Source organism: Nocardia sp. NPDC004278, assembly GCF_053602975.1.
The window spans coordinates 227,842-250,762 of sequence record NZ_JBSGEQ010000007.1 but is presented as its reverse complement, the minus strand read 5'-3'; the positions used below and the strand labels follow the sequence as shown (position 1 = coordinate 250,762).

At 66.2% G+C, this 22,921-nt stretch carries 3 protein-coding genes, 1 tRNA gene and 1 pseudogene; all 5 read right to left on the bottom strand.

Going from position 1 to position 22,921, the window contains the following annotated elements; all coding sequences use genetic code 11:
• Nucleotides 1–17: 17 nt before the first annotated feature.
• Entirely contained in the window at nt 18–18,251 is an 18,234-nt protein-coding gene (locus tag ACWEO2_RS13815; protein WP_452405606.1) for an amino acid adenylation domain-containing protein, read from the bottom strand.
• Between the two features lie 949 nt (nt 18,252–19,200).
• Nucleotides 19,201–19,292, bottom strand: a pseudogene (locus ACWEO2_RS13810) (inorganic phosphate transporter); the annotation flags it as partial.
• A gap of 260 nt (nt 19,293–19,552) precedes the next feature.
• A tRNA-Leu gene (locus tag ACWEO2_RS13805) sits at nt 19,553–19,626 on the bottom strand.
• A gap of 145 nt (nt 19,627–19,771) precedes the next feature.
• A complete protein-coding gene (locus tag ACWEO2_RS13800) occupies nt 19,772–21,295 on the bottom strand; it encodes an amino acid permease (RefSeq protein ID WP_452405605.1) in 1,524 nt (507 codons plus the stop codon).
• A gap of 44 nt (nt 21,296–21,339) precedes the next feature.
• Nucleotides 21,340–22,806, bottom strand: a complete 1,467-nt coding sequence (locus tag ACWEO2_RS13795; RefSeq protein WP_452405604.1) for a peptide MFS transporter — start codon at nt 22,804–22,806, stop codon at nt 21,340–21,342.
• Between the last annotated feature and the right edge of the window lie 115 nt (nt 22,807–22,921).

Sequence of the window (22,921 nt, the reverse complement as noted above, 5' to 3'; positions counted from 1 at the left end):
CACCGAAATAGACGCAATCATCGATCCAGTCGTGCATTGAGAATCCGGGCGATCTGGGCAATCGCATCCGGTTCGGTCATTGCGAGGTGGGTCGCATCGATGTCGAAAACCGAGATCTGACCCCGGACCACCCGCGCCCATCCCTCGTGACCCGCAGCATCGGATCGCCTTTCACATGTCGCGGCGAAGTAGAGCATGTCGCTGTCCAGGACCGCGGGCCGCCACGCACCGGCTGCCCGGACCGCTAGGTTGTAAGCGTCGGTCAGGCGCTCGATCCGTGCGGCGTCGATACCGAGGCTGCCTCCCAGGTGCCGTTCGATCAGGTCGGCGGCCTCCTCGGCAGTCGCATCGGGGCTCACGAAGTCGACGCCCATGACCGGGCCGAGATTGCCGATCAGTTCTCCGGGCGTGACGGCGCGCAGCGTCGACTCGTCGACACCGTCCACCTCGGCGTCCAACAGCGCCAGCAGCTCAACCTGTTCACCGGCGGCGCGCATCTCGACGGCAATGGCATGGGCGATCACACCACCCAGCGACCAGCCGAGGAGGTGATAGGGGCCGTGTGGCTGAACCGCGCGAATCTCGTCGAAGTAGCGTTCGGCCATTTCTTCGATCGACGTGGGACCGGGGATCTCGCCGCCGATTTGTGGCGCCTGCAGGCCGTAGATCGGTCGACCGTCGGCGAGGTAACGGTCGAGTGTGCGGTAACACCACGACAGGCCCACCGCCGGGTGGATACAGAACAGTGGCGCTCGCTCACCGCCGGTCCGGATCGGCAGCAGCACGTCGAAACCGTCATCGGTCCGGTCGACCGCCGGAGCCGAGCGCATTCCGGATTCGATCCGCTTTGCCAGGTCGGCCGGACAATGATCCGACAGCATCCAGCTGATCGGAATCTCGTAGTCGAGTTCCTTGCGCAACTCGCTGACCACTTGCACCGACTTCAGCGAGTTACCACCCAACGCGTAGAAGTCGTCATCGGCGCCAACCCGATCCACGCCGAGTACCGTTCCGAAGGCCCGGGCGACCTCCCCTTCCAGCCACGACGAGGGCTCCCTGAACTCCCCTACTGCGAGCATCGGCTCCGGTAACCGCGTGCGGTCCAGCTTCCCCGACGCGGTGAGGGGCACCGTGTCGAGCACCATCATCGTGGCGGGCACCATGTAGTCGGGCAGTTTGGTTGCCGCGTGCGCCGAGACCGCTGCGGTGTCTACCGTGGCGCCCGCAGCAGGCACGAGGTAGCCGACGAGGTGGTCCACCGCACCGGTCGAGTGCACCACCGCGATCGCCCGGGCGATGCTGGGATGCTCGGCAAGTACCGCCTCGATTTCACCGAGTTCGATGCGCAGGCCGCGCAGCTTCACCTGGAAATCGGTGCGGCCCAGGTATTCCAATTCGCCATCGTGGCGCCAGCGCACCAAGTCGCCGGTGCGGTACATGCGTCGGCCGTCACCGTACGGGTCGGGTACGAACCGTTCCGCGGTGAGGCCTGGACGTGACCGATAGCCGCGCGCGAGCTGGGCGCCCGCCAAGTACAACTCCCCGGCGACACCGGGCGGCACCGGACGCAACCGGTTGTCGAGTACGTATGCCCGCGTGTTCCAAACCGGTGTGCCCATCGGCATGCTCCCGCTGTCGGCTTCGGTCACCCGATGCGCGGTCGCGCACACGGTGAACTCGGTCGGCCCGTACAGATTGTGCAACTCGACCCCGGGCACTATTCGCCGCACCGCGGCCACCACCTCGGGGCCGAATGCCTCACCGCCCACCAGGAGCGTCCGCACCGACTCCAGCGACCCCGCAGGCGCCGCGTCCGCAAATACCGCCAGCATCGACGGCACCAACGCGGTGATCGTGACCCGCTGGGCGGCAATGGTTTCGGCGAGATAGGCGGGGTCGGTATGCCCGTCGGCTCGCGCGATCACCAGCCGCGCCCCCACCGCCAGTGTTGCGAACAGCTCCCACACCGACATGTCGAACGTGGCCGGGGACTTCAGCATTATGACGTCATTCGGCGTCAGCGCGTAGGTCCCGCTGAGCCACCGCACCTGGTTGACCGCCGAACAATGCGATACCGCAACGCCTTTCGGCCGCCCGGTCGACCCGGAAGTGAAGAGCACATAAGCGACATTGTGCGGCCGCAGCGGTGCGACCCGATCGGCGTCGGTGACCGGCGCATCATCGAATCCGGACAGCTCCAGTCCATCGAGGGACGACAGCTCGAGCACCGGTGCGGCGATCGACAACATGTACGCGATGCGGTCATCCGGAAGGTCCGGATCGACCGGCACGTACCCACCGCCAGCGGCGTGCACCGCGTACATGGCGGTGACCTGGTCCACTGAACGCCCCATCCGTAGCGCCACCAACGACTCCGGCCCCACTCCGCGCGAGATCAACCACCGCGCCAACCGGTATACGCGAGACGCGAATTCCGCATAGGTCAGCGACTGTTCGCCGAATATCACCGCGGGCCGGTCCGCATACGAATGCACGGAGTGGGCGAAGACCGAGGTGAGCGTCTCGCCGGGCGGGAGCCTGCGGTCGGTCGAATTCCACTGCGTCAGAACGGCTTCCCGTTCATCGGCGCCGAGCAGGTCCACCTCGTGCACCGGCTGTGCCGCATCGGTCACCAGTGCGCCGAGCAACCGCAGCAGGCGATCGACGATCGTGGTCACCGTCATCGCGTCGAAGAGGTCGCTCGCGTAGGTCACCGCGCCGCCGATACCGGCCGGGGCACCGGTGGAGTCGTAGGAATCCGACACCGTGATCTGCAGATCGAAAAGTGCGGTGTCGGCGTCGGCGGTCACGGCCGACGCCGAGAGCCCCGGAAGTTCGAACTCGGCCGTGCCGACGTTCTGGAATGCCAGCATCACCTGGAACAGTGGATGATGGGCATGCGACCGCACCGGATTCAGCTCCTGCACCAGCCGCTCGAACGGAACATCGGCGTGCCCGAACGCGGCCAGATCCGTCCCGCGCACGTGCTCGAGCAGCTGGGTGAAGGTCATCCCCGGGGTCAACCGGGTCCGCAGCACCAGGGTATTGACGAACATCCCGACCAGATCGTCGAGTTCGGGTTCGCCGCGTCCAGCGTATGGAGTGCCGATCGCTATATCGTCGCTACCGGCCAGCCGGGCCAGCGTGGCCGCGAGCACAGCGTGGAAGACCATGAACAGCGTCGTGTTGTGTGCCCGCGCGATCCGCTGCAATCCCGCGTGCAGATCGGCATCGAGAGTTATCGGTACGCTCGCGCCCGCATAGGTCTGCACGGGTGGACGCGGTCGGTCGGTCGGCAGCTCCAGCAGCACCGGTAGCCCCGCCAATTCGAGTGTCCAGTAGTCGATCTGGGCGCGTAGCAGCGATTCGGGATCGTCTTCGGTGCCCAGCACCGTCCGCTGCCAGATCGCGTAGTCGGCGTACTGCACCGGCAGCAGCGGCCAGTTCGGCGTCTCCCCGAGCCGGTGCGCGGTGTACGCGGTCATCATGTCCCGTGCCAGCGGGCCGAGCGACGATCCGTCGCAGGAAATGTGGTGCACCACCACGGCCAGGACCCACTCGTTCGGCCCGAGTTCGAACAACCGAATCCGCACCGGCGCGTCGACCGTCACATCGAACGCCGTCGAGACGAACGCCGACAACGACTCGGCCAGCTCCGGTTCCGTGACCGAGGTCACCGATATCGGTGCAAGTGCCTCGGCGACGGGAAGGACAACCTGCAACGGCTCGCCCTCGGCATACGGGTATACAGTCCGCAGTACCTCGTGCCGGTTCAGCACGTCATCGATGGCCGCACGCAGCGCGTCGAGATTCAGCTTTCCGGATAGCCGTAGCACGATCGGAATGCTGTAGGCGGCCGAGCCGGGTTCGAGGCGGTTCAGGAACCACATCCGCTGCTGTGCGTACGACAGCGGAATTCGCTGCGGCCGTGGCTGTGCGGTCAGTGCCACCCGACCGGTGGCGGCCTGCGATTCGGCGCGCGCGGCCAACCTGGCAACCGTCGGCGCCTCGAAAATCATCGATGCCGGGATGGTCGCGTCGAGCGCGGCACCGATCCGCGCGGCTACGCGGGTGGCCACCAGGCTGTTGCCACCCAGTTCGAAGAAATCGTCGTCGACGCCTACCGGACCGTCGATGCCGAGGACGTCGGCGAATACACCGGCAACTATTTCCTCCACCGGTGACGCCGGGGCCCGGAATCGCTTGGCCTGGACGACGGGTGCGGGCAGGGCCGCGCGGTTGAGCTTGCCATTCGGCGACAGTGGGACCGCATCGAGGATCACTACCGCGGCGGGCACCAGGTATGACGGCAACACCTCGGCCAACGCCGCCCGCAACTGTTCACCCGATAGGCTCGCCCCGTTTTCGGGCACCGCATAGGACACCAACTGCGCCGGACCCGTGCCCGCATGCCACGGCACCGTGACCGCGTATGCCACCTCCGCCCGCGCGCTCAGCACCGCATCGATCTCGCCCAGCTCGACCCGGTAACCACGGATCTTCACCTGGAAATCGTTGCGCCCCAGGAACTCCAGGGCATCCTCGGTATTCCAGCGCACCACATCACCGGTGCGGTACATGCGGCGTCCCGGTGCTGCGAACGGATGCGCCACGAACCGCGCTGCATTGGTAACCGCCTTGTTCAGATATCCGCGCGCCAGCGCCGGGCCCGCCAGATACAGCTCTCCGGCCACCCCCACCGGCACCGGCTGCAGCCGGGCATCCAGGACCAGCGCCTGTATTCCCGGCAGCGGCGCACCGATCGTCAGCCGGTCATCCGGTTGCAGTGCACCCGTCGCCGTGGCGACTATCGTGGCCTCGGTCGGCCCGTACAGCACCTGGAACTTCCGGGCGCCTGCGATATCGGTGCCCGCCCATCGGCGCACCAGATCCGCCGGGACCTCCTCACCACCGGACATCACCAGCCGCAACTCGTCCAGCCCGGCCGGATCCACCGACGCGAGGGCGGCCGGGGTCATGAAGGCGTGGGTGATCCGCTGCACGCGCAGGAACTCGGCCAGCTCACCGCCGCCGTAGATTCCGGTCGGCGCCACGACCAGTGCGCCGGCCCGGCTGACCGCAATCAGGATCTCCATCAGCGCGGCGTCGAACGACGGCGACGCGAAATGCAACACCCTGGACGTGCGCCGGAGTTCGCGGTCGGCGCGCCACCCCGAGATGAAGTCGGCAATGCCGGCATGTGTGCTGGCGACGCCCTTCGGAACCCCGGTGGATCCGGAGGTGAAGATCACGTAGGCGATATCCGAGGCCCGCAGTGGCCGCGTCCGCTCGTCGTCGCCGATCGGGCCGCTCGCCGCCGCGTCGATCTGCGCGGCGACGGCCGGGTCGTCGAGCACGATCCAGTCCACCGAATCGGGCACCTGGGCACGCGCCGACGACACCGTAACCCCCAGCGTCGCATCGGAATCCGACACCATCTGCGCGATCCGGCCCTCGGGATAGCCGGGGTCCACCGGCACGTGTGCCGCACCCGACTTCACCACCGCCCACCACGCGACGACGGACTCCATCGACCGCGCCGCCGCAACCAGCACCGGAGTCTCCGGTCCGGCACCACGGCGGATCAGTAGTCTCGCCAGTCGGTTCGATCGTTCGTCCAGCTGTGCATACGACAATGTGGCATCCCCCGCGACAACGGCGATACCGTCGCTGTTGTCGCGGACGGCCGAGGCGAACACCTCCGGCAGCAATCCGGACGGCTCCAGCGCCGCCACGGTGTGTGCCCCTACCCGTGACGCCCCTACCCGTGACGTGAGCGCCGCGCGCTCGTCGGCTTCCAGCCAGTCGATATCTCCGACCACGACGGCCGGGTCGTCGGCGACGGCTTCCAGCACCCGCACCAGCCGTCGGACAATTCCCGCCGCGGTCGCCTCGTCGAACAGCTCCGACGCATAGGTCATCATTCCCGAGATACCTTGCGCCACACCGGCATTGCCGAAAGAATCGGACAGCACCAGTTGCAGGTCGAACTGGCTCGCCCCGGTATCCACATCCGCCCGGGCAACCCGGACGCCGGGCAGCGCCACGTCGACCGTCGACACGTTCTGGAACGCCAGGGCCACCTGGAACAACGGATGCCGCGCCGCCGACCGCTCCGGGTTCAACTCTTCCACGACCCGCTCGAACGGCACGTCCGCGTGCTCGAACGCCAACAGGTCCGTCTCCCGGGTCCGCATCAGCAACTCGGCGAACGGCTCGCCCGTATCCACCCGGGTCCGCAATACGAGGGTGTTCACGAACATCCCGACCAGATCGTCCAGACCGGGCTCGCCCCGCCCCGCGACCGGGGTGCCGATCACTACGTCATCGCTGCCACTGAGCCGCCCCAATACCGTTGCCAGCGCGGCATGCATCACCATGAACAGCGACGACCCCCGCGAGTGTGCCAGCGCGAGCAGCCGCTCGTGCAGCCTCGCACCGATCTCCACCGGTACCCGGCCTCCCGATAGTGATGCGACGGCCGGGCGTGGTCGATCTGCCGGTAGTTCCAGCCGGTCCGGAGCGCCCGCGAGCGTCGAGCGCCAGAACTCCAACTGCGCGGACATCAGCGATGCCGGATCGTCTGCGGCCCCCAGCATCTGCCGCTGCCACCACGCGAAATCCGCGTACTGCACAGCGAGCGGCTCCCATTCCGGCGGGTGTCCGGCCAGTCGCGCGGCATACGCAGTCATTACGTCACGGGCCAGCGGCCCCATCGACTGACCGTCACCGGCGATGTGATGGACCACCAGCACCAGCAGGAATTCTCCGGTGTCACTGTCGAGCTCGAACAATCCCACCCGCATCGGCACTCGGACGGTCACATCGAATCCGCGCCGCACGAACTCGCCCACCACATCCGGGACCGAATCCGCCGACACCCGCACCGGCTCCACCGACACCGCGGGCTCGTCGAGAACGACCTGCCGCGGCTCACCCGAGACGTCCGGATATATCGTCCGCAGTACCTCGTGACGTGCCATCACATCTGCGAGCGCGGCCGCCAACGCTGCGGTATCCAGCCGTCCCGACAACCGCAGCAGCACCGGAATGTTGTATGCCGCAGAGTCCGGCTCGAACCGGTTCAGGAACCACATGCGCTGCTGTGCCAGCGACAGCGGTACCGGGTCGGGGTGCACTCCGGGCAGCAGGGGCAACCGGCCCGCACCGCTGAGCGACCCTGCGCGCGCGGCCAATTCGCCGACGGTCGGCGCCTCGAATACCGACCGCACCGGCACTCGCAGGTCCATGGCCGCGCCTATGCGCGCCACCACCAGCGCGGCGCTCAGCGAATCGCCGCCCAGCGCGAAGAAGTCGTCGTCGACTCCCACCCGGTCCACCTGGAGGACTTGCTCGAATGTCCGCGCGACCAGCTCTTCCAATCCTGGCGATGGCGCCCGGAATTCGCTGGCGAGGGCAACCGGCTCGGGCAGCCGCTCGCGATCCAGCTTCCCGTTGGCGGTCAGCGGCACCTCGTCCAGCACCATCACCGCGGACGGCACCATGTACCGGGGCAGCACCTCGACCAGTGCCGCACGCAACTCCTCGCCCGATACCTGTATCCCGGTAGCGGGCACGACATAGGACACCAGCAGCACCGGTCGCCCGCCATCGCGGCGCGGCACGGTGACCGCATATGCCACATCCGCACGCGCACCCAGCAGCGCATCGATCTCGCCCAGCTCGACTCTGGTGCCGTGCACCTTCACCTGAAAATCGTTGCGCCCCAAGAACTCCATCTCACCATCGGCGCTGCGGCGCACCACATCACCGGTGCGGTACATGCGCTGCCCCGGCTCCCCGAACGGGTATGCGACGAACCGCGCCGCGGTCAACCCCATCTTGGCGATGTACCCATCGGCCAGCCCGGCTCCGAACAGGTAGAGCTCGCCCGCGACACCGTATGGCACGGGCCGCAACCAGGTATCCAGCACCACGGCCGCGACGGGGCCGACCGGCCTGCCGATCGTGATCGCGGCACCGGGTACCAGTGCATCACCGGCGGTAGCCCAGATGGTGCCTTCGCTCGGCCCATAGAGATTGACCATGGTGCGATGCGGCGCCCACCGATCGACCAGTTCCGGCCCGACCGACTCACCGGCTGTTGCCAGCACGCGCAGCTCGTCGAGACCGTCGCACGGGACTGTCGCCAGCACCGACGGGGTCACCACGGCATGCGAAATATGTTCGCGCCCGATCAGATCCGCCAGCTCGGGTCCGGCGTAGACATCGGCCGACGATACGACCAGCCGACCGCCCGAGCCGTGCGCCATCAATAACTCGAATACCGAGGCGTCGAAACTCGGCGAGGCGACCTGCAGCACCACCGACATCGGGTCGATACCGAGTATTCGCCGCTGCGCCGCGACGATATCGGCCAGGCCACGATGGCTGACGAGTACGCCCTTGGGCGTTCCGGTCGATCCGGAGGTGTAGCTCACGTAGGCGATCTGATCCCGCCGGATCGGTCCGCCGCGTTCGGCATCGGTGATCGGCGTGGCCGGAACCGAGTCCACGGCGTCGAGCGTTTGCTCCTCGTCGAGGACCAGCCAGTCGATGCCGTCGGGAAGATGCTTCCTGGCGGACGTATCGGTCAGCCCGAGCACGGTTTCCGAGTCCGACAGCAGAAATTCGATCCGCTCCGATGGCAGGGTCGGATCGATCGGCAGGAATGCGGCACCGGTCTTCGCCACGGCCCACACGGTGACCGTCGCCGCCAGGGATCGCGGAAGCACGGCGGCAACGACCTGTCCCCGCCGAGCGCCGTGCCGCAGCAGGACCCGAGCCAGACGAGCGGATCGCTCGTCGAGCTGCCGATAGGTCATCGCGGCGGTACCGCACCGCACGGCGATCGCGTCGGGGTCGGCGACAACGGAAGCGGTGAGTATCCGGTCCAACGTGTCCGGGATCGTGGCTTCCGCACCCGAAACCGGCCATGTGGGTCCCGCTTCCTCGTCGAGCGGCAGCTCGACCAGCCGCAGGTCGGCGTTTGCGCCGATTCGGCACAGCAACTCGACGAAGCGGTCGAGGATGCGGCGCGCCGACGCGGTGTCGAACGCGTGGTCGTGGAATCGGAGGGTGATCCGCAGTCCCTGTGCGTCGCCGTCCTCGGACTGTGTCGGTTCCACGGCCAGGCTCAGCGGGTATGGCGTTGCGTCCACACCGCTGAGTTCGTCCACCTGCAGGCCCGCCGAATCGACGAGTTGCTGCAGTGCCGCCCGGTCGACGGGGAACGACTGGAAGGTAATGGCGGTGTCGAAGAGTTCGGGCAGGCCGACGCTGCGGTGAATCTCGGATAGGCCGATATGGTGATGCTCCAGCATGCGGGCGTGCTGCGCCTGAATGCGGGTCAGCAATGCGCGTACCGTCATTGTGGGTTCGAGCGGGACTCGCACGGGAATCGTATTCAGGAACATGCCGAGCGTCTGATCGACCAGCGGCAACTCCGGGGGTCGGCCCGACACCGAGGAGCCGAAGATCACATCGGTATCACCGGTCAGTAGCCGTAGATTCAGGGCCCAGGCCGCGGTGACCGCGGTATTGATGGTGACGGCAGCCTCCGCCGCCATTCGACGGAGTTCTCCGAAACGATCGGCGGTCAGCTCGGCCACCACCTCGGCGGCGGATACGGAACCCGCCGCGCCAGCCGCGCGGGACACCCGGGTGGGTGCGTCGACATCCGAAAAGGCTTGCGCCCATGCCGCTTTGGATGCGGCGCCGTCCTGCCGACCCAGCCAGGACAGATAGTCGCGGTAGGAGGGAGCAGATCCGGCGGAGTCGATATGTGCGGGAGATCCGTAGTAGTCGAGCAGTTCCCGCATCAGCAACGGCATCGACCAGCCATCCAGGATCACATGGTGATTCGTGACGAGCAGCCGGAAGGACACCGCATCGAGGCGGATCAGCGTGAAGCGCAGGAGCGGAGGAGCCGATAGGTCGAACCCCGCCGCCGCGTCCGCTGCGGCAATCGATTCCGGATCGGCCGGGGGTTCCGCATTGCCACCACCGGCGAGATCGATCTCCCGGAACGGGATCTCGGCATGGTCCAGCACGATCTGGCACGGCCCGGCCGAGGTCTGCACAAAGGCGGCCCGCAGGATATCGTGCCGGTCGACCACGGCCTGAGCCGCACGTCGCAGGCGCTCGGCGTCGACCGCACCGGAAAATCCGATCATCGTCTGGACGGTGTAGTTGTCCCCGGCATCCGGGTCGAACGTCGAGTGGAAGTGCATCCCGGATTGCGTGGGCGACAACGGCCATACGTCGGACAGGCCACGGTACTGCCGCTCGAGCCGATCGATGTCCTGTTGGGTGAGTGCGACGAGCGGAAGATCCGCGGCGCGATCGGCCGTCGGGAGTCGAGGGGGTTCCTCGATGGTCGCGGCAGGCGCGTCGCCGCCCGCCAGTTCGGCGAGGGCGGCAACTGTCTTGCCTTCGAATACATCTCGCGGCGTGAGCGTCAGCCCGGCGGATCTCGCCAGCGCCACCAGCCGCATCGAGACGATGCTGTCCCCGCCCAGCGCGAAGAAGTTGCTATCGGCAGACACCGTGTCGATATGCAGCACATCGGCGAAGAGCTTCGCCACGACCTGCTCCAGCTGCGTCGACGGCGGTCTGCCGCCCGCGGTGTCGGAATCGAAGGTGCGCCGCTGCAATGCTTTCCGATCGATCTTTCCGGTAGGCGTGCGCGGCATCTCATCGAGCCGCACGATCGCCGCGGGATTCATATAGCGGGGTAGCCTGCCCGCGAGATCGTCGCCGAGTGCCGCCACATCGACGGCAGCGCCCGGCGCGAAGACGACATAGGACACCAGAACCGGTTCGCCCGCAGGCGCTTTCACCGCAACAGTGGCGACGCTCGCCACCCCCGGATGTCGCGCGATATGGGCATCGACTTCCCCCGGCTCGATCCGCAGGCCGTGAATCTTGACCTGCTGATCGCAGCGGCCCAAATATTCCAGGGCCAACCCGGCGCGTCCGCGCACCCAGCGCACGGAATCACCGGTGCGGTAGATCCGCTCGCCGCGGGTGGATCGCGGATCCGCAACAAAGCGCGACGCCGTCACGCCCGGTCGATCGACGTACCCGCGGGCAAGTCCGGGCCCACCGATATAGAGTTCGCCCGCGACACCGATCGGCACCGGTCGCAGCCACATATCGAGAACCACCGCGGACGCGCCTCGGATCGGGCCACCGATCGTCACCGGCTCGCCGGGTACCAGGACATCCGACCCCGTGGCCCAGATCGTGCACTCGGTCGGTCCGTAGTGATTCATCAGCCGTCGCCCGCGGCCCCACCGCTCGACGGTGTCCGGCCCGGTCGCTTCGCCGACGACCGCCAGCGATGTCAATGACGGCGTCCGGGACGGATCCAGGGTGTTCAGCACGGACGGGGTGATGATCGCGTGTGAAACCTGCTGCGACCCGAGCAATTCCTCGAGGTCGGCCCCGGCATACACCTCCGGTGGCGCCACGACGAGACAGGCGCCATTGCTGTGCGCCAACAGCAACTCCGACAGGCAGGCGTCGAATCCTGGCGAAGCGACCTGCAACACCACCGAATTCGTATCCACACCGAAGGCGTCGACTTGCGCGGCGACCAGGTCGGCCAGACCGCGATGGCTGAGCTGGACCGCCTTCGGTTTGCCGGTCGATCCGGAGGTATAGATCACGTATGCCGCATTGTCGGCCGACAGCCGGTCGGCCTCGGCCGGGATATCGGACGGACGAGGTAGACCCTCCCGAGCGTCCGAATCCGAAGCGTCCAGGATCAACCAGTCGACAGTATCCGGAAGCTGCGGTGCCACAGCGCTGGTCGTTACGCCCAGACCGGTCCGCGAGTCGGACAACAACTCCGCGATCCGCACGGCGGGGTTACCGGGATCCAATGGCAGGAAGGCGGCACCTGTCTTCGCGACCGCCCAGATCGCAACGATCAGTTCGGCCGAACGGGGAACGGCCAATGCGACGATCGACTCGGCGTGGGCACCGTGGTCGGACAGCAGGCGAGCCAACCCGTCGGCGCGACGCTCCAGCTCACGATAGGTCCACGCGGTGTCATCGCACCGGACAGCCACGGCATCCGGATACCTGCGCGCGGTCCCCCACAGGATGTCGCGGAGCACGAACTCCGCGGCCGCATCCTCGCTGCCAACCGAAAGTAGTTCCGCCCGTTCGGAATTCCAGCAGGAGGAGATCGCGGCGACCTTCCTGGCGGGATCATTGACGATCTGGGTGAGCAGCAGCTCGAATCGTTCGAGCAGCGTGCGGGCATCGTCCGGTTCGAATCGATCGGTGGCGAATTTCACCGTCACCGTGAAGGTGCCGGGCTCGTCGGCATCGGCTCGGCCGTCGCGACTCGACCGCGGCGGGGTCACTTGCAAACTCAGCGGATACGGCGTGGCATCGTGGGCGTCGATCCCGACGAGCCGCAATCCGGCGTCGGACAGATTGCGCGCCAACAGTTCCCGGTCCAGCGGATAGGACTCGAGCACCGTCGCGGTGTCGAACATATCGGTGATACCGGTGGCCCGTTGCAACTCCGCCAAGCCGATGTGCTGGTAGTCCAGCATTGCGGCCTGCTCGGATTGCACGCGGACGAGCAGGTCGCCGACGGTTTCGTCGGGTTGGAGCCGGACTCGGACGGGCAGCGTGTTGACGAGAAGCCCCACCATGCGCTCGACATCCGGAAGCTGCGGCGGGCGCTGCGACAGCGTATTGCCGAACACCACGTCCGACCGTCCGGTCAGGACGGCCACCAGCAATGCCCACGCCACCTGTAGGGCCGTGTTGGCAGTGACGCCGTGCGAGCGGCCCAGATCGAGAATCGCGGCGGTGGTCGCGGCGTCCAGATTCAGGCCGACTGCACCGGCGTCCGCGGTGATCGTCCGATCGGACCCGCTGGTGACCCGGGTCGGACTGTCGATTCCGGCGAGCATCTCCCGCCACGCGGCGGTTGCGGCGTCGCGATCCTGAATCTGTAGCCACTGCAGATACTCTCGATACGAACGCGGGGGTGCGAGCTCGGCGGTATCGCCATCGGATGTGTACAACGAGAGCAATTCGTGGATCAGCAGCGGCATCGACCAGCCGTCCAGCACGAGGTGGTGGTTGGTGACCAGCAGCTGGAACATCTCGACGCCGGTGCGCACGAGGTGAAAACGCACCAGCGGCGGGCGGGCCGGATCGAACGCAGCCGCAGCCGCCGTTGCGAGTCGCCGAAGTGCCTGCGCCTGCTGCCCGACATCGCTAATATCGCCGACACTCGACTCGCCCCAATCGACCCTGGTGTCGCGCAATACGATCTGACGTGGCCCATCGGCACTTTCGACGAACGCGGTCCGCAGGCTGTCGTGCCGGTCGATGAGCACCTGCGCGGCCCGTCGCATCCGCTCCCCATCCACCTGCCCGGCAAATGTCAGCGCCGCCTGCACGATGTAGCCGTCCTCGCCGTCCCGGTCGTAGACCGTGTGGAACAGCAGCCCGGACTGCAGGGCGGTGAGGGGCCACACATCGGTCATCGACGGGTATTCCCGCAGCCAGTTGTCGATATCGTCCTGCGGTACCGCGACGAGCGGGAAGTCGGATGGGGTGAAGCCGGGTGTGGTGTCGGATCGGACGTGATCGGCAAGCGCCCCCAGGGCGCGAACCCACAGCCCGGCGAGTTCGTCGACCTCCTCGCCACGCAACACCTGTGAGGCGAACTCCCAGGTCGCGTGGATTTCGAGGCCGTCGCGACCTTCCTCGGCTATCGCGTTGATATCGAGCGCGGCGGCCAGCGCCATCCCCGGATCGCTCGTCGCGGTCAGTGCGGTGAATTCGGTGGTGGGTGCCCAGGGCCCCGAGCGTTCACCGACACCCACCCGCCCGAGGTAGTTGAAACTGATCTCGGGTTCGGGCAGGTCGGCGAGCTCGGCGCTCCCCCGGGGATCTAGATGACGCAGCATCTGATAGCCGATGCCGTTACCGGGCACCGCGCGCAGCTGCTCCTTCACCTGCTTTATCGCCAGTCCCGCGCTGATGCCGCCGGACAGTGCGTCATCGAGGTCGACACTCTCCCATTCGATCCGGACCGGGAAGCGTGTGGTGAACCAGCCCACGGTGGCGCTGAGATCGGCGCCGGGTACGGCCCGCTCCTCGCGACCATGTCCCTCCACCGAGATCAGCTCTCCGGCGGCCGCCGCCGTACCGCGCCTGCGCCGCCACTCACCGAGCGCCAGTACCAGGGCCGCCAGCAGCGGATCGTTGGCACTGCAGTGGAAGCGGTCCGGAATGGCGGTGAGAACCGTATGGGCAACCGCCGCCGGGATGCGCTGCTGTATCCGGCCCGCGGTGGCCCCGATGTCACGATCCGGGACCAGATGACGCGATCCGAGTGGCTGATCACCTCGCTCGAGTACGTCTTTCCACAGGTCGAGCTCCGCCGACCGCCTGCCCGGCGCCCGCTCGACCAGGCCGTGCGCCCACCGTCGGAATGAGGTGGTGACCGGGCCGAAATGCGGTTCGCCGCCGTCGGAAATCTGCGACCAGGCCTGCGCGAGGTCGGCGAGAATGATGCGCCACGACACCGCGTCGACGGCGAGATGGTGGATCACCAGCCACATCAGGTCGGGTCCCGAGCCGTCGCAATCGTGAATCCAGACGGCCTGAACGAGCACACCGCTGCCGGGGTCCAATCGATCCGCGGCCTTCTGCAGGTGCCGGTCGACTTCGACGGCGTCACGTCGATCGAGCCGAACATCGACGAGCGCGGCGTCCGGATCGACCGCTTCCCGATCGAGCACCTCGACGTACCTTTCAACCGAACCGCCGCCGCGCAGTACCGCACGCAGCATGTCGTGACGGTCCAGCAGAGATCCCAATGCGCGCACGAGACCCGCTCGATCGACCCGCTCGGGCAGCTGCACGAGCGCGGCCTGCGCAAATCGGTCGTAATGACCTCGATCGACCATTGCGTGCATGATCGGCGACAACGGCATCGGCCCTCCACCGCCACCGGGCAACTCGGCCAATTCGGGGGTATCGCGGACTTCCGTCGCCGTGGCCGCCAGGCCCGCGACGGTCTTGTGCACGAACACATCCTGTGTGGAGAAACTCAGGCCCTCGGCCTTGGCCCGCGCCACCAGCCGGATCGACAGAATGCTGTCGCCCCCCAGGGCGAAGAAGCTGTCGTCCGCCCCGACCAGAGGCACGCCGAGCACCTCGGCGAACAGCCTTGCGACCGTCTTTTCCCGGGCGGTGGCCGGCGCCCGACCGACCGGCGCGGTCCCGAACTCGGGCCTCGGCAAGGCGCTGCGATCGAGCTTGCCGACGGCGTTCACCGGGAAGCTGTCCAGCGAGAGGATCACTGCCGGAACCATATGCGGCGGCAGCGAAGCGCGGGCGAAGCGCTGGAGTTCCAGCGGATCGATCCGGTGGCCGCTGACCGGGACGACATAGGACGCCAGCACGGTCGTGTCGGCGTTGTTCTGCACCGGCACCGTGACCGAAAGGTCCACGTCCTCGTGGGTGGTGAGCGCGGCGTCGATTTCACCCGGTTCGATCCGGTATCCGCGGATCTTGACCTGGAAGTCGCTGCGCCCCATCAATTCCAGCGTCATTTCGGCGTTGTCGCCGGCCCAGCGCGCGATATCGCCGGTGCGGTACATCCGCTCGCCGGTAGCACCGTAGGGATCGGCGACGAACCGGGCGGCGGTTTCGACGAACAGGTGGCTGTATCCACGGGCCAATCCCGGTCCGGCGAGATACAACTCGCCCACGGTGCCCTTGGGCACCGGTTGCAGCGTGCGGTCCAGCACCATCGCCGAGACGCCGCTGATGGGGCCACCGACTGTGTGGGCGCGGCCGGGTTTCACCATGGCGGAGACGGCGGTCACGGTGGTTTCGGTCGGACCGTATTCGTTGTACATGGACAACAGCGGTGTCCACCGCTCGATGACGTGCGGTGGACATACGTCGCCCCCGACCACGACTACCCGCAGATCGGTCATCGGATGCGGGTCCACGGTTGCCAGCACCGTGGGCGTCAGCGTCAGGTGTGTCACGTGCTCGTCGGCCAGCAGTTGCGTCAGCGGCTCACCGCCGGTCACCTCGGGCGGCACGATCACCAGCGTGGATCCGTTCGCGAAGCAGGTCAGAAACTGCTCGAGGGAGGCGTCGAAACTGGGCGAGAGGGCATAGGACACGCGCGATGTCGTGTCGATGCCGTACGTGGCGGCGCGGTCGGCAATGAGATTCGCGAGGCCGGTGTGGGTGACCTGGACGCCTTTCGGCGTTCCGGTGGATCCGGAGGTGTAGGTGATGTAGGCGACGTTGGACGGCCGCAGTGGGCGGATACGGTCATCGTCGGAAATCGGCCCGCCCGCGGTGTCGGATTCCCACCGGGTCGCGGGGTCGTCGAGAACCACACGGTGTATCTCCTGCGGGAGTCGCCCGCGCAGGGCGTCGACCGTGATCGCCACTGTTGCGCCACTATCGGCGATCACGTGGTCTATCCGCTTCGACGGATACTCGGGGGACAACTGCACGAAGGCGGCACCGCATTTCGCGACCGCCCATGTCGCCACGACCGATTCGACCGAGCGGGGCAGCATGATCGCCACCGCCGTGTCCGGGCCACACCCCAGAGCTATCAGATCCCGGGCCAGCTGGGAGGATCTGGTGTCCAGCTCGCCGTACGTCATCGTCTGCCCGGCCGAGGCGATCGCGCACGCACGACGATTCCGGTGCGCACTCTCGGTCAGAATCTCCGCAAGCAGCCGTGTTTCGACCCCGCTCGGCCCCCGCACCGGCAGCAGCGCAGACCGTTCCTGCACTTCGACCAGCGGCAGTCTGCTGATCGGACATCCCTTACCCCCGGCGAGGAACTCGCGCAGAAACATGAGGAACCGGCGGTGGTGACCAGCGAGCTCGTCGGAGCTGTAGGCATTCGGATTTCCCTGGAAGTCGATATGGGTACTGTCTTTGCCCGCACCCGGATAGATATTGACGAAAAGGTCGCCGGTCGGGCCCGAGGTGAGGACGTTCAGGCAGCCTGTCGTATTGCCGAGCACAACCTCGTTCTCGATCATCATCAGGTTCACGGCCGGCCCGAAGGATGCCGTCTCGTCGCGCGCAATCCCCATGTCATGGAATATGTCCTCTTGGCGATAGCGCTGCCGCCGAAGAGCACTCGTCAGCTCGCTCGACACGGCGGCGATCAGTTCACCGACGCTGCGGCCGGCGACCTGCACTCGCAGCGGGACCACATTTGCCACCATCCCCCCGGAACGGCGCAGCCCGGCGGAGTGCCGACCCGAAACCGGCAGGCTCAGCAATACTTCATCGCTTCCGGTCATCCGCGCGAGATAGGCGGCGAACGCCGCGACGATGATCGGAGTCACGCTCGGGCCGTACTCGACCGCGACGCTTTCCAGCAACTGCGCGGTGTCGTCGGAAAGTTCGGCGCTGACCAGCGCCGGATGAATGGTCGGCTTGCCCACCCGCCCGGCCAGGCTGACGACGGGAGGCGCGCCTGCCAGGTGCTCCAGCCAGTACTTGCGGTCGTTGTCGAATCGCTCCGAACCTCGGTACGCCAGATCTTGCTCGACGATGTCCCCCAGGTCCTGCGCCGTGCACGGCGCCGCGTCCTCGGACCGCACCCAAGCGTTGTACAGCTCGGTTATCCGGTGCACCATGGTTACCGCGGCAAATCCGTCGAGCGCGATATGGTGCGCGCGTTGGTACCACAGGAAATGACCCTCGCCGACCTGGAACACAATGCTCGTCATCAGGTCGTCATGCAGCAGGTCCAGCGGAGCAGAATAATCCTGAACCATAAGTCTGTGCGCAGTCGCAACCGGATCGGCGTGCCGGCGCAAGTCCAGGACCGACACCTGACCGCCGTGGTCCTCGTCGACGAACTGACGTGGCTCTCCGTCGACCTCGATCAGGTGCATATGTCCGGATCCGAACTCGCGACCGGCGGTTCTGCAGGCCTCGGCAAGCAACTCCGTGTCCAACTCGCCGGTGATCTCGACGTATTGGGCCACCGATATCGGCGACGATTCCGCGAGGTGCTGGGCAAACCAGATTCCCCGCTGTGCAGCGGTCAGCGGAAGCACGAATGACGGCCGTCGCGCGGACCCATCACCATTGGAGCGCGCGCTGGAACCGTTACCCGAATCCGGGTTTCCGGAAAAACTGAATGGGCCGGTTTGCAACGATTTCGACGAGTCCGGACTGCCATCGTCGCCGCTCTTCGATTGGTCCATTTCGACCTCCGCTGATACCACTCATTGCAGAAGCTCAGCTATTGCCGTGAAGTTGCCGATATCAGCTTGTTGAAGTTTTGCAACATAGTGACGACAACCAGACTGCATGCCCAGGGAAGCGTCGGCGTGACATCGGCACCCGATTTCGCCGACGCATGCGCGACGCTCCAACCGGTCGGACCTCTCGGTCATCCGTCCATCGTGAAGTCGCCCGTGGCACAATCCCAGGGACTAAAGTCACAAGTTTCGAGTACGATTCGGCATCCAGCAGCAAATGCAGCGCAGACGCTCGCCGCGCTGTCAGGGTAGCTATAACGCGGTTGGACATGTCATCAGAGCTCGAAGGAGCACTTCAGGTCAGTAGATCGGCAACACATTGGCTAATACTTACCATGATCAGTCAGATTAAGCTACCGACAGTTCCATCACCCCACAATCGTCCTTGAAATCCGAACAACTGCGCGACCCGCTCCGAATACTCCAACACCAGGTAGACATCGCATCCGGCGGGAGATCCAGGGTTCCAACCCGCCGTTGAGATTCTCGAACCAGAGTAATGCTAGCAGTTAACTGTGCTCAGTTTTTGACCTGACAACACCGGGAAACCGCAGGATTTTCGCGGCGCCGGGAGCCACGGAATTTACGCTGCTAAATCCCCGTTTACGGCTATGGACGAGCCCGGAACGGTCCGCGCCGCGGCTACCCTCCCACCCCACATCCTCGACACGCAAACCGGCCGACCACGAATACTTTCGCGAACGTCGGCAACGCGGCTGACTCGAGTGAGGTGCCGCGAAACCTGGCGGAAGAAGCTCCGAGTCGACGTCGCTATCGGCTTTCACCCGGGTCAGGGCACGCCCCTCCGGATCGACCTACGCGAATGCATGTCGTGGGGCGCGGGCAATTGCCGAGGACGGCGCGCAGCACACCGGACGTCGCCGTCGCCCTAACCCAGTGCGGCGATGGCGGCACCGATGAGGCGGCCGAACAGCGCGTGCGAGGAACTCGACGGCAGCCGAACAGCCAGGTCAGCAGATTCCACGTCCGGCGCGGAAACTGACCGGTTTGCCGGCGATGCATCCGGCACTCTTCGGCATTACGGGTCCTCGGCTGGCTGCTGCTCACCGCCGCGCCAGCAACCGTCGTGACACTGGTCATCGCTCGCCGGGGATGCACGACCGGCACGCCCCTGGCCTTCGCCATCATCCCGGACTGGCTGCCGATCGATCTGCTGCTGGTCGACGCAGCTGGCGACACCGCCGAAATCCATTTCGACCTGCGTGCATGCCGGAGACATCTCGTGCCCCCAGTCGGACTCGAACCGACACTTTGCAGATTTTAAGTCTGCTGCCTCTGCCAATTGGGCTATAGGGGCGCCCGGCTAGCGTACCGACTCGTACTGGCGTACCGGAATTCCCGCTGCAGGCAAGTCCATATCCGGTGTCATCAGAGTGTTCGCGGCGGGGCGGATAGATGATTGGTCCTGTGGCCGCTCGGGGCACAGATCTCTCGGGAGGCAGCTACTCCCGCGTGGTGACCGAGCTGGACGGCGGCGGGCAGTCGGCCGGATCCGGCTCGGGGGCGTTTGCGAGAACGGAGTGTCGGCGGCCGTAGGCGAAGTAGACGACCAGGCCCAGTCCCATCCAGATCACGAAGCGCAGCCAGGTTTCGACCGAGAGGTTGAGCATCAGCCACAGGCAGGCCAGGACGCCGAGGATCGGGATCAGCGGGACCAATGGGACACGGAAGCCGCGCGGTAGTTCGGGGCGGGTGCGACGCAGGATCAGCACGCCGATGGAGACCAGCACGAAGGCGAAGAGGGTGCCGATATTGACCATCTCTTCGAGGGTGCCGAAGTCCACGAAACCGGCGAGCAGGGCGCAGACGATCCCGACGATCACGGTGAGCCGGACCGGTGTGCCGTGCTTGCCGGTGTGCGCGAGGCGCCGCGGCAACAGCCCATCGCGCGACATCGCGAACAGCACGCGGGTCTGCCCGAGGAACATCACCATGACGACCGTGGTGAGTCCGGCGAGCGCGCCGATGGAGATGATGTTCTTGGTCCAGGTGGCGCCGTGCAGTGCGAAAGCCGTTGCCAGCGTTGCCTTATCGCCCGACAGCGCGGTGTAGGGCACCATTCCGGTGAGGATCAGCGATACCGCGACGTAGAGAATGGTGACGATGAGCAGTGAGCCGAGGATGCCACGGGGCAATGCGCGCTGCGGATCCTTGGTCTCCTCCGCGGTGGTCGCGACCACATCGAAGCCGATGAACGCGAAGAACACCAGGCTGGCCGCGGCAAGCAGGCCGTACCAGCCGAACGTGCTGTGCCCGGCACCGGTGAAGTAGGACAGCAGCGACTGCCGCAGCCCCTCGCCTTCCGCCCCCTGCTGCGACGGCGGGATATATGGCGTCAGATTCGACTTGTCGAAATAGGTGGCGCCGACCACGAGCACCAACGCGATAACGCTCAGCTTGATGGCAACGGCCACCGCCGAAACGCGCGAAGACACCTTGGTGCCGACCGCGAGCAGCACCGCGAGCGCGGCGATGAGGAGTACCGCACCCCAGTCGAAGTCGATCGGCCCCAGATGCAGGATCGGCGAATGCGACCCCATCACCTCACCGAGGTATTGCGACCAGCCCTTGGCGACCACCGAAACCGCGAGCGCGAACTCCAGGATCAGGTCCCAGCCGATGATCCAGGCGACGAGCTCACCGAAGGTGGCATAGGAGAAGGTGTACGCGCTGCCCGCGACCGGCACGGTAGAGGCGAATTCGGCGTAGCACAGCGCGGTCAAACCGCAGGCGACGGCGGCGAAGACGAACGCGAGGGAGACCGAGGGTCCGGCCACATTGCCCGCGGTGCGCGCGGTGAGCGTGAAGATGCCAGCGCCGACGACCACGGCGACACCGAAGATGGTGAGATCCCAGGCGGTCAGGTCCTTGCGCAGTTTCAAATCGGGTTCGTCGGTGTCCCGGATGGACTGCTCGACCGATTTGGTGCGGAACAGACCGCCCCATCGAGTTCCTGGGGTCGCCACACTATCTCCTTGCTTGTCGAATGACGGGTTCTCCGCCGATTTGTTCAGTGCACACCGGCCATATGTCTGCTCACCCATGGTGTGAGTGCGACGACGATCGAACCGGCACAGATCGCCACAGCTCCGGTGATACCGAAGTAAGCGAATTCGTGTTCCGCGTCATAGAACCGAGCCAAGGTACCGGACATGGATGTGCCGATGCCAACAGAGAAGAAGTACAGGGCCATCATCTGCGCGCGAAACGCCCCGGGGGCCAGCTGGGTGGTCACCGAGAGGCCGATCGGTGAGAGCAGCAGCTCCGAAACCGCGAAAGCACCCATGATGAGCAGCACCGCGAGCGCCGGGACGGATTTTCCGCTGCTGCCCGAGAACAGCACGAACAACCAGAACGCCAGGCCCATGCCGATGACGCCGAGGGCGAATTTGCGCGGTGTGCTCGGCGCGCGATTGCCGAGTTTGGTCCACATCAGCGCGAACAGCGGCGACAGGCAGATGATCCACACCGGCTCGACCGAGCCGATCCAGTTCGACGGCGGGGTCCAGCCGAAGATGCGCCAGTTCATCCGCTCGTCGGAGTAGACCGCGAGCACGGTGAAGATCTGCTGGAACAGCGACCAGAAGACCGCGTTCGCGATGAACAGCGGAATGAACGCGCGAACCCGACTGCGCTCGATCGGCGTAACCCTGGCGCTGGTCAGCATGATCACGAAGTAGGCGAGCGCGGCCGCGATGATGACACCGGTGGTGACCTCGGAGAGGTTGTCCAGCGTCACCAGCCCGCTGACCAGCGCCAGCGCGATCACGATGGCCGCACCGGCCACGATCCCGGCGACCGGCCCGACGGCACTGCGCGGCAGCGGATTGGGCACATGTCGGCCCGCGGTGCCGAGGTTGCGCCGGAACACCACGTACTGGGTGAGCCCGACCGCCATACCGACCGCGGCCGCGCCGAAGCCGTAGTGGAAGCCCCAATGCCGCTGCAGCAGACCGGTCAGCAGCGGTCCGGTGAACGCGCCGAGGTTGATGCCGAGATAGAACAGCGTGAATCCGCCGTCGAAGCGCGGATCACCCGGTCGGTAGAGGGTGCCGAGCAGCGAGGACGCATTGGCCTTCAGTCCGCCGCTGCCGAGGGCGACCAGGACCAACCCGACCCCGACACCGGACAGTCCCGGCAGGATCGCCAGCGCGATATGTCCGGCCATCACCACGACGCCGCCGTAGAAGACGGTGCGCTCCATGCCGATCAGCCGGTCGGCGACCCACCCACCGAGCACCGTGGACAGATACACCAGCCCGCCGTAGGCGCCGACGATCCCGACCCCGGTGCTCTGCGATAGACCGAGTCCACCTTCGGCCGTCGAGTAGTAGAGGTAGTACCCCAGGATGGTGAGCATCCCGTAGAACGAGAAGCGTTCCCAGAGTTCGACGCCGAAGAGGTTGGTCAACCCGATGGGGTGGCCGACCAGGGTCCGCTCCCTGATCGGTTGCTCCATCATTGCTGCTTCGGACATGCTGAGACCATCCCATATAGGCAGAGAATTTCCGGCATCCTGAACAAAGTTTCCCTGTTCATGCGCGATGTCACGCAACCTGCCTGCGCTGCAGGTTATAGCAAATCGCTGTCCG

Excerpts from the sequence above, each read along its gene's own strand:
- ACWEO2_RS13815 (WP_452405606.1), bottom strand. The coding sequence starts at position 18,251 with ATGGACCAATCGAAGAGCGGCGACGATGGCAGTCCGGACTCGTCGAAA.
- ACWEO2_RS13795 (WP_452405604.1), bottom strand. The coding sequence starts at position 22,806 with ATGTCCGAAGCAGCAATGATGGAGCAACCGATCAGGGAGCGGACCCTG.